This is a genomic window from Micromonospora sp. RTGN7 (assembly GCF_033804645.1).
GTDB lineage: Bacteria > Actinomycetota > Actinomycetes > Mycobacteriales > Micromonosporaceae > Micromonospora.
Genome location: NZ_JAPZLF010000002.1, coordinates 93,344 through 107,577, shown reverse-complemented (window position 1 = coordinate 107,577; position 14,234 = coordinate 93,344). Strand labels below are relative to the sequence as shown.

Below are 14,234 nucleotides of genomic sequence, written 5' to 3'. Positions count from 1 at the left end.
CCCGCCTCAGCGGGCGGCGGCGGCGCGCGTGGCTACCGTGTGTGAGGCGATCGCCGCCGCCGCCGCGAAGCCGAACGCGCCGCCGGCCACGGCCGGCAGGATGGTGATGCTGTCGCCGTCATTGAGCTTGGCGTCGAGCGCGCCGAGGAAGCGGACATCCTCGTCGTTGACGTAGACGTTGACGAAGCGGTGCAGCGCGTCGGCGTCGGTGACCAGCCGACCGCGCAGGCCGGCGTGCCGGGAGTCCAGGTCGGCGAGCAGGTCGGCGAGCGTGTCGCCGGCGCCCTCGACGACCTTCGCGCCGCCGGTGTAGCTGCGCAGGATGGTGGGGATGCGAACCTCGATGGCCATGATGGTGCTCCTTGTCCGGGTGTGCGGTTGCTCGGTGACGGGAGGGGGGGAATGTCGCGGTGCCGCTGGGATCAGCGGTCGGAACACTCGTAGTCGACCGTCGCCGGGGCATGCCCGAACATGTAGGACTGGACGGCGTTCGAGTCCACGGCGGCGTCCACGATCCGGACCGGCTCCTCGGCCACCACGCCGTCGACGATCCGGTAGGAGCGGATCTCCTCGGCGTCGGGCTCACGGGTGGAGACGAGCAGGTAGTGCGCCCCCGGCTCGCCGGCGAGGGCGACGTCGGTGCGGGACGGGTAGGCCTCGGTCGCGGTGTGCGAGTGGTAGATGACGACCGGTTCCTCGTCGCGGTCGTCCATCTCCCGCCACAGCCGCAGATGCTCCATCGAGTCGAACTCGTAGAACGTCATGGAGCGGGCCGCGTTGTCCATCGGGATGTGCCGGGTCGGGGTGTCGCTGCCGACGGGACCGGCGACGACGCCGCACGCCTCGTCCGGGTGGTCCCGACGCGCGTGGGCGACGATCGCGTCGATGATCGACCGGTCGATGCTCAGCACGTCACCCAGCCTAGCGCCTCCGCCTCGCCACCCGTAGGTGGCGGCGGTCACGGTCAGTCGATCATGGCGTTGAGCAGGGACTCCTGGAGGTACCCGAGGTAGGCGTAGACCGACAGCTGGAACACCCGGCTCGACGCCGGGTCGGTGGCGACCGCCTCGTCCAGCTCCGCGCCGAGGTCCATGCCGTCCTTGACCTCCAGCCGGACGCCCATCGCCAGGCGGGCGTCGTTGAGCGCCCGCAGCCACGCCTCGGCCGCCTCGGCGTCGAGCTGGACCTCGCCGTCGGCCGAGTCCGGCAGGGCGGCGAGGATCGCACCGGCCTGGTCGACCTTGCCGGTCTTCAGGTCGCCCTCGGTGTATTTACGGAACTCCGCCGTGCCGGCCGAGTCCTCCGGGTAGACCTCGGGAAAGAGCCGGCCCACCACCGGGTCGGAGTGGTCGAAGCCGTCGGTGAGCAGCCCCACCACCTCGGAGGCCACCTTGCGCAGCACCCGGACCTCGTCGGTGGCGAGATCGGCCACGTACCGGTCGCCCCGGCGCCGGAACATGCTCACGACCGCTCCACCGTGGCCCACAGGCCGTACGCGTGCAGCTGCGCCGCGTCGTGCTCCATCCGTTCCCGGGCGCCGCTGGAGACGGCCGCCCGGCCCTTGTGGTGCACGTCCAGCATGAGCTTCTCGGCCTTCTCCCGGCTGTACCCGAACAGCTTCTGGAAGACCCAGGTCACGTAGGGCATCAAATTGACCGGGTCGTCCCACACGATCGTCACCCATGGCCGGTCGGAGACCGGCACCTCTTCGGTGTCCGGCGTCTCGACCGGTGCAAGCTGCGGAGCCGCCATGCCCCCATCGTGCCACCGCTTCCGGCGAACCGATGAACCGGAACGCCGGACGAGCCCGGATCGCCGACCCGGCGGCGCCCCGGCGGCCGGCACGGAAGCCGACCCGGGCCCTGACGCGGCGGGGTCCGGCCGAGCCCCACCGGCGAGGTCCGGGTCGCCGTCAGGCCAGCAGTATCCCGTGGTCGACCGCCGCGGAGAGCACCGTGCCGAGCGAGTGGCGGACGGCCTCGAACCGGCGGGAGACCTCCCGGGTCAGCTCCAGTTCCACCTCGCGCAGGGCCCGCTGGGCCCAGGACCGGGCGCCGCCCGGATCGTCGTTTCCGGGGCTGTGCCAGAGCTGCCAGCAGCCGCCGGAGAGCGCCACGGCGATCGGCGGAAGCACCTCGACCCGCTCCCCGCCCGGATAGCCGAAGATGGCGTCCACGGCCCCGGCGCCGGCCAACTCCGTCACCCCGGCGGCGCTGGTGACCAACAACACCCGGTCCAGGCCCTGGCCGACCGGGTCATCTGCCAGCCCCCATCGCACGGCGTTGCCGATGCGCCGGCGCAGCCCCTCGGGAATCGGGGCGTCCAGCACCCGCCCGGAGACCTCGTCGAGGATGGCCCGCACGGCCGCATCGCACTGGGCGGTGGCGAGCAGGGAGAGCGCCTCCAGCTCGCGGTCGAGCAGTTGCGGCAGGCCGGCGCAGCCGACCCCGAAGACGATCTCCTGAACCACCCGCAGGTGGGTCTTGGCCAGTTCCAGGGCGAGGTGCTGACGGATCCGCTGGGCGCAGGAACGGGTTTGCCGGTCCAGCAGCCCGGCCCAACCGGTGGCGTCCGCCCCAGCCGGCACCGGCACCCGGCCGTGCGATCCGGGCAGCACCGGCGGCTGCGCGCTGGCCCGGCGCAGCCCCTCGTCGGCGGCCCACCCGACCAGGGCGCGCCGCAGCGCGTCGGTGTCGTCCGGCCGGGCCGGGTACCACCGGGCGCCGGCCAGCCCCGGCACGGTGGCGAGCAGCGTCGCGCGGTGCGCGGCGACCACCACCTCGACCAGGTCCACGGTCCCGTCCACCGATGCGGGTGAATCGCCGGGACCGGGCGGGACGGAAGCCCCCGTGCCGTCCGTCCGCGCCCGGCCCCGGTGGCCGGTCGGGGCCTGATCCCGCGCCCCGGGCGCGCCCGGTCGACGCGCCCCGGCGTCCGGCGCACCGTCCGGCTGCGGTGCCCAGCCCGAGACGCCGGGGGTGACCACGAAGAAGACCTCGGCCGGGGAGTGTGCGACCTCGGCCAGCAGGTGCAGCTCGGCTGCGGTGAGCGCTTGGTCGGCCGCGATCACGAACAACAGCGCCCCCGCCCGGCCGACCGCGTCGAGCAGCAGCCCTCCGCCGGCGACGCCCAGCGTGTCGGTGTCGGGGGTGTCGACCACGGTGAAGTGCCGCAGCAACGGCTCGGTGATGGCCAACTCCACCCGGCGCGGTGGTCGGGCCAGCGCCGGACCCGCCGCCGACAGGTCCGGCGCGTACGCGTGCGGCTGGCGGTAACCGGGCACGTAGGCGGCGCGGGTCGGCACCCGGTCGTGGTCGACCAGCAGCCAACTCCCGGACGGGACGGCGAGCATCGCTGGGGCGCGCCCCAGCAGGGCGGCGAGCACCTCCCGGCGGGCGGCGCCGGCCGGGCCGACGGCGACCACGCCGAGCGGGTCGTCCGGCCGGGACTCGGTCACCCCGAGGCGGATGGGCGTGGGGCCATACCGCGGCGGGCCGGCCGGAGCACTCGGCTCGTCGGACACGTCGGCCGCGGGGAGAGGACCTGGCTTCATCAGGCGGCTGCTCCCGGTGAGGGCGACCGCGTTCGGATCCGGCCGCGTGAACATCCGGCGAGACACCCCCGGATGTCGAAAGAGTACGACGGTACGGCGACCTCGCCGCGTCCACCGGCTACTTAGGAGCACCATGGGATTACTCAACTTCGCACCGTGACGGCACGCACGCGTAGGGCTGTCGATCGATATGCTGCCCGGATGAGTCGGTGGGAGTTCGTCGGCCGCAGGGATGAACTCGGCCGCCTCCTGACGGCGGCGACCGGAGTCGAGGGGCGGGGGCTTTTCTACAGTGGCTCCGCCGGCGTCGGTAAGAGCCGGCTGCTCCGGGAGACCCTGGCTGCCATCCCGACCGACGGGCACGCCGTCTGGTCGGTCTCGGCCAGCGCCACCACCGCCGCGCTGCCGTTCGGCGGGCTGGTCCAGGTGCTCCCCGCCGAGCAACCTCAGGGGCTCTCCCCGGCCGGCGTGCTGCGCTGGGCGGTGGAGCAGCTGCAACAGCGGGCCGCCGGGCGACGCATCGTGCTGGCGGTCGACGACGCGCACCTGCTCGACCCGCCGTCGGCCGCGCTGGTGCACCTGATCGGCCGCGCCGAGAACGCCACTGTGATCGGGACGCTTCGCGACGGCGAGCAGCTGCCGTTACCCATCCGAGCACTGTGGACCGTCGGTCTGGTCGACCATGTCGAGCTGGCCCCGCTGGGGCTCTCCGACACATCCGGGCTACTCGCCGCGATCCTCAAGGGGCCGGTGGACGCCACCTCCGCCGGCCGGCTGTGGCGGCTCTCCGGCGGCAACCCGCTGCTGCTGCGCGAGCTGGTCATGGCCGCACCGGCCGGCGAGCTGAGACGCACGTACGGGGTGTGGAGGTGGACCGGCCGGCTGACGCTGGTGCCCACCCTCACCGAGCTGATCGACACCCGGATCGGGCAACTCACGCCCGGGGTCCGGGCGGTGCTGGAGCTGGTCGCCTTCGGGGAGCCGCTCGGGCTGCACCTGCTCTACCAGGCGGTGGAGCAGGCCGACGTGGAGATCGCCGAGGAGCGCGGCCTGATCAGGGTCGAGGACAACGACCGGCGGACGGACGTGCGGCTGGCCCACCCGCTCTACGGCGAGGTGATGCGGCGGCGCTGCCCGGTCAGCCGCACCCGACGGTTGCAGGCCCGCCTGGCAGAGCTGGTGGAGGCGGTGGGCACGCGGCGCCGAGACGACCTGCTCCGGGTGGCGGTGTGGCGGCTGGACTCCGGCACCGCGCAGGGCCCGGCGCTGCTGCTGGGCGCGGCGGCGCAGGCGTTCGCCCGGTACGACGTGCCGTTGGCGACCCGGCTGGCCCGGGCGGCGCTGGATGCTGACGGCGGCTTCGACGCCGCAGAACTGCTGGCCACCATCCTGATGTTCGCCGACCGGCCGCAGGAGGCGATCGCGATGCTCGACGCGGTCGCCGGCGACGCGGCGGGGCCGGGCCGGCGCAGCCGGTGGCTCACCGTGCGGGGAATGGTCAGTTACTGGGGACTCAGCCAGGAGTCCACCATGGACGACATCGCGGCGCAGGGCGCGGAGCTGTCTGACGCCACCGATCAGGCCCGGGTGCACGCCTTCGAGGCGATCATGCGGCTGCACCGGCTGGACACCGTCCGGGCGGTGCGGCTGGCCCAGGCGGTGCTGGACCGCCCCGCCGCCGGGCTGGCCGCCCGGGAGCTCGCCCGGTGCACGCTGGCCCACCTCCAGGCCGCGCGGGGGCAGCTGGACCGCAGTGCCGCGGCGATCAACCAGGTACAGGCCGAGGTGACCCGGTGGCGCGGTGACATGCCGTACCTCCAACTCGCGCTGGAGCTGGCCCGGGGCACGCGGCTCACGCTCGCCGGCGACCTGGCCGGCATCGACGCCATCGTGGCTGACGAGTTCGCCGACCTGGCCGGGGCGGGCGACTTCCGGCTCGGCACCGGCTACCTGTCCATCCTCAAGGCGTACGCGGCGCGGCTGCGCGGCCAGAGCGGCGCGGCGCTGAAGACGAGCCTCGGCGCCTGCGCGGTGCTGGCCACCAGCCGGGTCTTCGCGGGTCTGGCGCACGCCGAGCGGGCCCAGGCGGCGGCGCTGGGGGGCGACGCCGTGCACGCCGCCGAGGCGATGGCCGAGGCGGACCGTACCCACTCCCCGGGGATGGCGGTGCTGTACCCGTGGCTGGAGCAGGCCCGCGGGGCGGTGCTCGCCGCGGGCGGCGATCTGGCCGGCGCCACCAAGCACCTCGCCGCCCTGGCCGACCGGCTCCGGGGGGACGGGTTCGCCGGACACGAGGTGCTGGTCCTGCACGACCTGGTCCGGCTGGACTCCGCCGCCGTCCCGGTCGGGCCGACCTGCACCGACGGCGGCCGGCGGACGGTGGCCCAGCGGCTGACCGAGCTCTCCGAACGGGTCGACGGCCCGCTGCCGCCGCTGCTGGCCCGGTACGCCCGGGCCTGCGTCGACGACTGTGCCGACGAACTGCTCGCAGTGGCCGACGACTTCGCCGACCTCGACCTGCGGGTGCACGCCGCCGAGGCCACCGCGGAGGTGGTGCGCCGGCTACGACTGCGGCGCTCCAGCGCGGCAGCCGCCGCCCACGAGCGCCTCGGCGAACTGCTAGGTCGGTGCGACCACGTCGACACCCCCGCGCTGCGGTTCCGGCAGCCCGCCCTCAGCGACCGGGAGTGGGAGGTCGCCCGGCTCGCGGCGGAGGGTGCGACGAGCCGCGCCATCGCCGAGCGGCTGTACCTGTCCAGTCGCACGGTGGAGAACCACCTGCAACACGTCTACAGCAAACTGGGGGTGGCCGGGCGGGCGGAGCTGCGGTCCGCCCTGCGGTCGTTCCCGGGCCAGGAGGGCGAGCCGACGCGGTGAACTCTAGGCTGGCCAGGTGAGAACCTTTCGCCCCGCCCTGCTGACCGACCACTACGAGCTGACCATGGTCAGCGCCGCCCTGCGGGACGGCACCGCTGACCGTCCGTGCGTCTTCGAGGTCTTCAGCCGCCGGCTGCCCACCGGGCGCCGCTACGGCGTGGTCGCCGGCACCGCCCGTTTGATCGACATGATCCGCGACTTCCGCTTCTCCGCCGACGAGGTCGACTTCCTGCGCCGCACCGGCGTGGTCGACGACGCCGGCGCCACGTGGTTGGCCGACTACCGCTTCACCGGCGACATCGACGGGTACGCCGAGGGCGAGTTGTTCTTCCCCGGCTCCCCCATCCTCACCGTCTCCGGGGGCTTCGCCGAGTGCGTGGTGCTGGAGACGCTGGTGCTCTCGGTGCTCAACCACGACTGCGCGGTGGCCGCCGCCGCCGCCCGGATGGTCACCGCGGCCCGCGGCCGGGCGCTGATCGAGATGGGCTCCCGGCGCGCCCACGAGGAGGCGGCGGTCGCCGCCGCCCGAGCCGCGTACCTGGCCGGGTTCCGGTTCACCTCCAACCTCGCCGCCGGCGAGCGGTACGGCATCCCCACCGCGGGCACCGCCGCGCACGCTTTCACGCTTCTGCACGACGACGAGAAGACGGCGTTCGCCTCGCAGGTCGCCACGCTGGGCAAGGACACCACGCTGCTGGTCGACACGTACGACATCAGCCAGGGCATCCGTAACGCGATCGAGGTCGCCGGCCCGGAGCTGCGCGCGATCCGGATCGACTCCGGGGACCTGACGGTCATCGCCCAGCAGTCCCGGGAGCTGCTCGACTCGCTCGGCGCCACCGAGACGAAGATCATCGTCTCGGGTGACCTCGACGAGTACGCCGTCGCCACGCTCGCCGCCGAGCCGGTCGACATGTACGGCGCCGGCACCGCCGTGGTCACCGGGTCGGGCGCACCCACCGCCGGCCTGGTCTACAAGCTGGTCGAGGTGGCGGGGCGGTCGGTGGTGAAGCGCTCCGAGCACAAGGCCACCATCGGCGGGCGCAAGGTCGCCGTCCGCCGGCACAAGCCCACCGGCACCGCCACCGAGGAGGTCGTCGTCTCGCAGGGCGTGCCGGACCGGCAGCCCCACGACCGGCTGCTCCAGCGGGCGTACGTCATCGGCGGTGAACCGGTCGCACCGACGACGCTGGACGAGTCGCGGGAGCATCTGCGGCAGTGCCTGATCTCGATCCCGTGGGAGGGCCTGAAGCTCTCCGCCGGTGACCCGGCCGTCCCGGTGACCATCGTCCCGGCCGGCTGACCCCCCGCCACCGACCCGCACCGCGAAGGAGCACCCGGACATGGCCAACGCGCTGATCATCGTCGACGTACAGAACGACTTCTGCGAGGGCGGCTCCCTCGCGGTGGCGGGCGGCGCCGGCGTCGCCGCCGGGATCTCCCGGCTGCTCGCCGCCGAACCCGGCCGCTGGGAGCACGTCGTGGCGACGAAGGACTACCACCTGGACCCGGGGGCGCACTTCGGCGACCCGCCGGACTACATCGACTCCTGGCCGGTGCACTGTGTCGTCGGCACGTCCGGCTCGGAGTTCCACCCCGAGTTGGCCGTCGACCGGGTCGAGGCGATCTTTCACAAGGGCGAGCACGCGGCGGCGTACTCCGGCTTCGAGGGGCACACCGACGACGGCGAGTGCCTGGCCGACTGGCTGCGCGCCCGCGGGGTGGACCGGGTCGACCTGGTCGGCGTCGCCACCGACCACTGCGTCCGGGCCACCGCGCTGGACGCCGCCCGGGAGGGGTTCGCCGCCACCGTGCTGCTCGACCTGACCGCCGCGGTCGCGCCGGAGACACTGGACGTCGCGCTGCGCGCGATGGAGGGCGCCGGGGTGTCCATGCGGGGGGAGACTGTGATCAGGGCCGCCTGAGCAGGAATGCGCTTGCTGCCGTCGCACCCCCGGTCGAAGATGTCGCCCGGAGGTACTGACCGTGGCGAACATGAAACCTTACCGGCAGGCGCTCGCCCTGCCCGGGCTCCGGACGCTGCTGCTGGTGTCGGTGCTCGCCCGCGTCCCGCTCACCGCGACCGGGGTGACCGTCACCTTCTACGTGGTGCTCGACCTCGGCCGGGGCTACGGCGCGGCCGGCCTGGTCGGGGCGGCGATGACCATCGGCATGGCGCTCGGTGGCCCGCTGCTCGGCCGCCTCGTCGACCGGCGCGGCCTACGCCCGGTGCTCGCCCTGACCACCGTCGCCGAGGGGATCTTCTGGTCCACCGCGCCGGCGCTGCCGTATCCGCTGCTGCTGCCGGCCTCGTTCGTCGCGGGGCTGCTCGCCCTGCCGATCTTCTCGGTGATCCGGCAGTCCATCGCCGCCCTGGTGCCGCCGGAACAGCGCCGCCCGGCGTACGCGCTGGACTCGATGTCGACCGAGCTGTCGTTCATGGTCGGCCCGGCCCTCGCCGTGGCGCTCGCCACGGCCGGGTCCGCCCGGGTCACCCTGTACGCGGTCGGCGCCGGCATCGTCGCCGCGGGCATCGCCCTGTGGCGGCTGAACCCGCCCACCCGGGGCACCGACGAGCCGGCCCGGGAGCAGCGTCGGGTGCCCCGCCGCGAGTGGCTGACGGCCCGCCTGGTCGCCGTGCTGGCGGTCAGTCTCGCCGGCACCCTGGTGTTGGGCGGCACCGACGTCGCGGTGGTCGCCGTGCTCCGGGCTGCGGGCGAGGTCGGCTGGACCGGCGCGGTGCTCGCCGCGTGGGCGGTCGCGTCGCTCGGGGGAGGCTTCGCGTACGGGGCGGTGAGCCGGTCGGTGTCTCCGCTGGCGCTGACGGCCGTGCTCAGCCTCTGCACCATCCCCATCGGGCTGGGCGGGGCGCACTGGTGGCTGCTGAGCCTGGCCCTGATCCCGGCGGGCATTCTCTGCGCGCCGACGCTCGCCGCCACCGCCGACGCGGTCAGTCGGCTCGCCCCGGCCTCGGTGCGCGGTGAGGCGATGGGCCTGCACGGCTCGGCCGTGACCGTCGGCCTCGCCCTGGGTGCCCCGCTGTCCGGCGCGGTGATCGACTCCTCGACGCCGGCGTGGGGGTTCGTGGTGACCGGCGCGATCGGCCTGCTGGTCGCCGCCGCCGTGCTCCCCACCGTCCTGCGCCACGGCCGCGAGCCGGCCACGGCCCAGGCCGCACCGACCACGGCCGCACCGACCACGGCCCCGGTTGGCCCGTCCTGATCAACCCCATGGTCCCGCACCCTTTGGCCCGGCCCGGAAAAAGACGGCGGGCGCCACACCCCGCTCGGGGTGCGGCGCCCGCCGTACGGGTGCGGGGTCCTCAGCGCTGGTCGAGGTTCCCTGCGGTGTCCTCCCGGTAGCTGGCGCCACCGTCGGACTCGCTGGTCAGCGGCTTGGCACCGCCCTCGGGCGGGCCGGCCAGGCTCTGACCGGCGGCCAGCTCCGGGAACTTGGCGTCGAAGGCGGGCCGCTCGGAGCGGATCCGCGGCATCCGGTCGAAGTTGCGCAGCGGGGGCGGCGAGCTGGTCGCCCACTCCAGGGAGTTGCCGTAACCCCACGGGTCGTCGACCTCGACCACCGGGCCGGTCTTGTACGACTTCCAGCAGTTCCAGAGGAACGGCAGGGTCGAGATGCCGGTGATGAACGCGCCGATCGTGGAGACCATGTTCAGCGTGGTGAAGCCGTCGCTGGGCAGGTAGTCGGCGTACCGGCGGGGCATGCCCTCGGCGCCGAGCCAGTGCTGCACCAGGAAGGTGGTGTGGAAGCCGATCATCGTCAGCCAGAAGTGAATCTTGCCGAGCCGCTCGTCGAGCATCCGGCCGAACATCTTCGGGAACCAGAAGTAGATGCCGGAGAAGACGGCGAAGACGATCGTGCCGAAGAGCACGTAGTGGAAGTGCGCCACCACGAAGTACGAGTCGTGCACGTGGAAGTCCAGCGGCGGGCTGGCCAGCAGCACCCCGGTCAGGCCACCGAAGAGGAAGGTCACCAGGAAGCCGATGGCGAAGAGCATCGGCGTCTCGAAGGTGATCTGGCCCCGCCACAGGGTGCCGATCCAGTTGAAGAACTTCATACCGGTCGGGACGGCGATCAGGTAGCTCAGGAAGCTGAAGAACGGCAGCAGCACCTGACCGGTGGAGAACATGTGGTGCGCCCAGACGCTCATCGACAGGGCGGCGATGGCGATGGTCGCGGCGACCAGACCCTTGTAGCCGAAGATCGGCTTGCGGGAGAAGACCGGGATGACCTCGGAGATGATGCCGAAGAACGGCAGCGCGATGATGTAGACCTCGGGGTGCCCGAAGAACCAGAACAGGTGCTGCCACAGCATCGGCCCGCCGGTGGCGGGGTCGTACACGTGCGCGCCGAGCAGCCGGTCCGCGGCGAGCGCGAAGAGCGCGGCGGCCAGCAGCGGGAAGATCAGGATCGCCAGCAGGCTGGTGACCAGCATGTTCCAGGTGAAGATCGGCATCCGGAACATGGTCATGCCGGGCGCGCGCAGGGTCAGGATCGTGGTGATCAGGTTGACCGCGCCGAGGATCGTGCCCAGACCGGAGATGGCCAGGCCGACCACCCACATGTTCGCGCCGACGCCTGGCGAGTGCTCGACCGAGCTCAGCGGGGTGTACGCCGTCCAGCCGAAGTCGGCGGCACCGCCGGGGGTGAGGAAGCCTGCGGTCGCCATCGTGCCACCGAACAGGTAGAGCCAGTAGGCGAAGGCGTTCAGCCGCGGGAACGACACGTCCGGGGCGCCGATCTGCAGCGGCACGATGTAGTTCGCGAAGGCGAACACGATCGGCGTCGCGAAGAACAGCAGCATGATCGTGCCGTGCATGGTGAAGAGCTGGTTGTACTGCTCCGGCGACAGGAACTGCATCCCCGGCCGGGCCAACTCGGCCCGCATGATCAGCGCCATCAGGCCGCCGATCATGAAGAACACGAACGCGGTGACCATGTACATGATCCCGATCTGCTTCGCGTCCGTGGTGCGCAGCAGCCGCGAGAGTGCCGACCCCTTGACCGGCTCTCGGACCGGCCAGGGCCGGGTCACAACCGGCTTGGGTGCGACGGTGGTCACGAGTGGCCTCCGGTTCTGGGTTGTGCCGCTGGCACGCGTGGTTATCAGCGAGCCATCATCCGTAGGGAGGATAGTCCCCGGAAGGTGGGGATGCCGCGTGGGGTGGTGGGCTACGATCACCGCCGCCGTGGGCGGCGACTCACAGCGGATCGACCAACAACCGGTAGTGCTCGCCGAAGATCCGCTCGCCGCGTCCGCGCAGGAGAGGATCGCGCAGCGCCGGCGACACGTCGCGGGTCCGGTTGCGGTCCCGGGTCCGGTCCCGCACCCACCGGGTACGCGGGCGCCGGCGACTCTCGTACGCGACCAGCGCCGCCTCGACGCTGTCGGCCGCCTTCAGCGAGTCGGCCAGCACCACGGCGTCCTCCAGTGCCATGGCCGCGCCCTGGGAGAGGGTCGGTGCGGTGGCGTGGGCGGCGTCGCCGACGAGCAGCACCCGCCCCCGGTACCAGCGCCCCAGCTCGACCTCCTCAGTGGTGCCGACGTGCACCCGCTCCAGCGCCTCCAGCACCTCCGGCACCGGCCCTCCGTACCCGCCGAAGAGCTCGCGGAGCCGGGCCGGCGGATCCGCCGGCGGCACGGTGCCCGCCTCGTCGGCGTAGCAGTAGAGCCGCCCGGCACCGAGCGGCACGACGAGGAAGCCGGCCCGCTGGCCGAGCAGCGCGGTCCACTCGGCGACCGGCGGGCCGTCCCGGACGACAGCCCGGTAGACCACCTGACCCGCCGGCCGGGCGGGCCCGCCCAGGGCGGCCAGGGAGCGCACCGTCGAGCGGGAGCCGTCGGCGCCGACCACCAGGTCGTACTCGGCGGTGGTGCCGTCGGCGAGGGTGACGCCGACGGCGGCGGGTAGCAGTTCGATGCCGGCCACCTCGGCGCCGTGCCGGACCACGCCGCCGGCCCCGGTGAGCAGCACCCGGTGCAGCTCGGACCAGGGCAGCGCGCGGCACTCGCCGACGCCGCCCCAGAGCCTGTCGAGGTCGACCTCGCAGATCGGAGCGCCGGCGGCGTCGAGGAAGCGCTGCCGGTGGATGACCTGCCCGAGCGGTCGTACCGGGCCGTCGAGGTCCAGCAGCCGCAGCGCGCGCGCCGCGTTGCCGGGCAGGTAGAGGCCGGTGTCGACGAGTTCCGACGGGCGAAGCTTCTCGGTGACGTCGGGTCGGAAACCCGCCATCCGCAGCGCCCGCGCCACGGCCAGGCCGGCGATGCCCGCGCCGACGACGAGGACGCGCAGGGGGGAGCCACCCATCGTGGTGTACGCCTCCGGAGGGGGTGCGGCACGCATTGGAGGCAAGACACTACTCGGTGCGATCGGCGCACGCCAGGGCTGATCGCCCCGGGCCGACCGCCCCTCGACGGGCCGGGCCGACGGGCGGACGGTTCATCACCCGGACGGCCGCCCGAAGAGACCCGCAGGAATAAATACGGACCGAGGCCCAGAAAGAGCCGACCCGGTTGCGCAACGGTTTCAGACATGTGAATGTGTTCGCAGAGCGTGGGAGCGCTCCCGTCGCACCTGGCGGACCGTATCGACCTCTTGACGCCCGCAGCCAAGGAGCATCATGAAACGTCCACTCCGCGCCCTCGCGGCGGCCGGCCTACTCGCCGCCGGCACGCTCGTCGGCGTCGCCCTCGGCGGCGGCACCGCCTCCGCCGACACCCAGATCTGCGAGCAGTACGGCTCGACCGTCATCGGCGGGAAGTACGTCGTGCAGAACAACCGCTGGGGCACCAGCGCCCAGCAGTGCATCAACGCCACCGGCACCGGGTTCAGCATCACCAGCCAGCAGGGCTCCGCCCCGACCAACGGCGCACCGGTGTCGTACCCGTCGATCTTCGTGGGTTGCCACTACACCAACTGCTCCCCCGGCACGAACCTGCCGGTCCAGGTGAGCCAGATCAGCAGCGCGCCCAGCAGCATCAGCTACAACTACGTCAGCGGGGCCACCTACAACGCCTCGTACGACATCTGGCTGGACCCGTCGCCGAAGCGGGACGGGGTGAACCAGATGGAGATCATGATCTGGCTCAACCGGCAGGGCTCGATCCAGCCGATCGGCTCGCCGGTCGGCAGCGCCACCGTTGCCGGGCGCACCTGGGAGGTCTGGCGGGGCAACAACGGCGGCAACAACGTCATCTCGTACCTGGCGCCGTCGGCGATCCCGTCCATGAGCTTCAACGCCCTGGACTTCATCAACGACACACGCAACCGGGGCGCGATCACCAACTCCTGGTACCTGACCAGCATCCAGGCCGGCTTCGAACCATGGCAGGGCGGTGCCGGGCTGGCCGTCAACTCGTTCTCGCAGTCGGTGAACACCGGCGGCGGCACGCCCACCACCCCGCCGCCCACCACTCCCCCGCCGACCACGCCCCCGCCCGGCGGCGGCTGCGCGGTGAAGTACACGCCGAACTCGTGGAACAACGGCTTCACCGCCGACGTGCAGGTCACCAACACCGGCTCGTCGACGATCAACGGCTGGACGCTGGCGTACACCCTGCCGGCCGGGCAGCAGATCACCGGCTCGTGGAACGCCACCGTGACCCAGAGCGGATCGGCGGTGACCGCGCGGAACATCGGCCACAACGGGACGCTCGCCCCGGGGGGCACCGCCAGCTTCGGCTACCAGGGGACGCTGAGCGGTGCGTACTCGTCGCCGAGCAGCTTCACCCTCAACGGCGCGACCTGCACCCGGCTCTGACCGAGAATTAGGCATGGCGGGGGTG

At 72.9% G+C, this 14,234-nt stretch carries 12 protein-coding genes; 5 read left to right on the top strand and 7 right to left on the bottom strand.

Annotated elements, in window-relative coordinates; translation table 11 throughout:
• Nucleotides 1-6 precede the first annotated feature (6 nt).
• From SNR22_RS03840 to SNR22_RS03820, 5 genes are all read right to left on the bottom strand, one after another.
• Nucleotides 7-351: a MoaD/ThiS family protein gene (locus SNR22_RS03840; RefSeq protein WP_320065043.1), complete on the bottom strand. Its 345-nt coding sequence runs from the start codon at nucleotides 349-351 to the stop codon at nucleotides 7-9.
• 71 nt (nucleotides 352-422) lie between these two features.
• Nucleotides 423-911, bottom strand: a complete 489-nt coding sequence (locus SNR22_RS03835) for a M67 family metallopeptidase (RefSeq protein WP_320065042.1) — start codon at nucleotides 909-911, stop codon at nucleotides 423-425.
• Nucleotides 912-964: 53 nt separating this feature from the next.
• Nucleotides 965-1,459, bottom strand: coding sequence for a DUF2017 domain-containing protein (locus SNR22_RS03830; protein WP_320065344.1), 495 nt, complete (start codon nucleotides 1,457-1,459; stop codon nucleotides 965-967).
• A gap of 2 nt (nucleotides 1,460-1,461) precedes the next feature.
• Entirely contained in the window at nucleotides 1,462-1,752 is a 291-nt protein-coding gene (clpS, locus tag SNR22_RS03825) for an ATP-dependent Clp protease adapter ClpS (protein WP_320065041.1), read from the bottom strand.
• Between the two features lie 160 nt (nucleotides 1,753-1,912).
• Complete coding sequence (locus SNR22_RS03820) at nucleotides 1,913-3,457, bottom strand: hypothetical protein (RefSeq protein WP_320065040.1); 1,545 nt, start codon at nucleotides 3,455-3,457, stop codon at nucleotides 1,913-1,915.
• Between the two features lie 297 nt (nucleotides 3,458-3,754).
• Between SNR22_RS03820 and SNR22_RS03815 the strand changes: the two genes are divergently transcribed.
• The 4 genes from SNR22_RS03815 to SNR22_RS03800 all read left to right on the top strand — a co-directional run bounded on the left by SNR22_RS03815 (nucleotide 3,755) and on the right by SNR22_RS03800 (nucleotide 9,652).
• On the top strand, nucleotides 3,755-6,430 hold the full coding sequence (locus SNR22_RS03815; RefSeq protein WP_320065039.1) for a LuxR C-terminal-related transcriptional regulator: 2,676 nt from the start codon (nucleotides 3,755-3,757) through the stop codon (nucleotides 6,428-6,430).
• 16 nt (nucleotides 6,431-6,446) lie between these two features.
• Nucleotides 6,447-7,733 carry a nicotinate phosphoribosyltransferase gene (locus tag SNR22_RS03810; RefSeq protein WP_320065038.1) on the top strand — a complete coding sequence of 429 codons (1,287 nt, stop codon included), beginning with the start codon at nucleotides 6,447-6,449 and terminating at the stop codon, nucleotides 7,731-7,733.
• Between the two features lie 40 nt (nucleotides 7,734-7,773).
• Nucleotides 7,774-8,355, top strand: coding sequence for an isochorismatase family protein (locus tag SNR22_RS03805; RefSeq protein ID WP_320065037.1), 582 nt, complete (start codon nucleotides 7,774-7,776; stop codon nucleotides 8,353-8,355).
• A 70-nt stretch (nucleotides 8,356-8,425) separates the two neighbouring features.
• Nucleotides 8,426-9,652 (top strand): MFS transporter, encoded by a 1,227-nt coding sequence (locus SNR22_RS03800; protein WP_320065036.1) that lies wholly within the window; start codon nucleotides 8,426-8,428, stop codon nucleotides 9,650-9,652.
• Nucleotides 9,653-9,752: 100 nt separating this feature from the next.
• Here SNR22_RS03800 and ctaD read toward each other — a convergent pair whose 3' ends face one another.
• Both ctaD and SNR22_RS03790 read right to left on the bottom strand, forming a co-directional pair.
• A complete protein-coding gene (ctaD, locus tag SNR22_RS03795; protein ID WP_320065035.1) occupies nucleotides 9,753-11,510 on the bottom strand; it encodes a cytochrome c oxidase subunit I in 1,758 nt (585 codons plus the stop codon).
• Nucleotides 11,511-11,649: 139 nt separating this feature from the next.
• On the bottom strand, nucleotides 11,650-12,756 hold the full coding sequence (locus SNR22_RS03790) for an FAD-dependent monooxygenase (protein WP_320065343.1): 1,107 nt from the start codon (nucleotides 12,754-12,756) through the stop codon (nucleotides 11,650-11,652).
• A gap of 313 nt (nucleotides 12,757-13,069) precedes the next feature.
• Here SNR22_RS03790 and SNR22_RS03785 point away from each other — a divergent pair, with 313 nt between their 5' ends.
• The gene (locus SNR22_RS03785; RefSeq protein WP_320065034.1) at nucleotides 13,070-14,209 is read left to right on the top strand and encodes a GH12 family glycosyl hydrolase domain-containing protein; all 1,140 of its coding nucleotides are present in this window, start codon (nucleotides 13,070-13,072) and stop codon (nucleotides 14,207-14,209) included.
• Nucleotides 14,210-14,234: the final 25 nt, after the last annotated feature.

Bases quoted from the DNA above. Each gene is read 5' to 3' on its own strand.
- clpS (WP_320065041.1), bottom strand. From the start codon at position 1,752: ATGGCGGCTCCGCAGCTTGCACCGGTCGAGACGCCGGACACCGAAGAG.
- SNR22_RS03830 (WP_320065344.1), bottom strand. From the start codon at position 1,459: ATGTTCCGGCGCCGGGGCGACCGGTACGTGGCCGATCTCGCCACCGAC.
- SNR22_RS03800 (WP_320065036.1), top strand. From the start codon at position 8,426: ATGAAACCTTACCGGCAGGCGCTCGCCCTGCCCGGGCTCCGGACGCTG.
- SNR22_RS03790 (WP_320065343.1), bottom strand. From the start codon at position 12,756: ATGGGTGGCTCCCCCCTGCGCGTCCTCGTCGTCGGCGCGGGCATCGCC.
- SNR22_RS03805 (WP_320065037.1), top strand. From the start codon at position 7,774: ATGGCCAACGCGCTGATCATCGTCGACGTACAGAACGACTTCTGCGAG.
- SNR22_RS03840 (WP_320065043.1), bottom strand. From the start codon at position 351: ATGGCCATCGAGGTTCGCATCCCCACCATCCTGCGCAGCTACACCGGC.
- SNR22_RS03785 (WP_320065034.1), top strand. From the start codon at position 13,070: ATGAAACGTCCACTCCGCGCCCTCGCGGCGGCCGGCCTACTCGCCGCC.
- SNR22_RS03815 (WP_320065039.1), top strand. From the start codon at position 3,755: ATGAGTCGGTGGGAGTTCGTCGGCCGCAGGGATGAACTCGGCCGCCTC.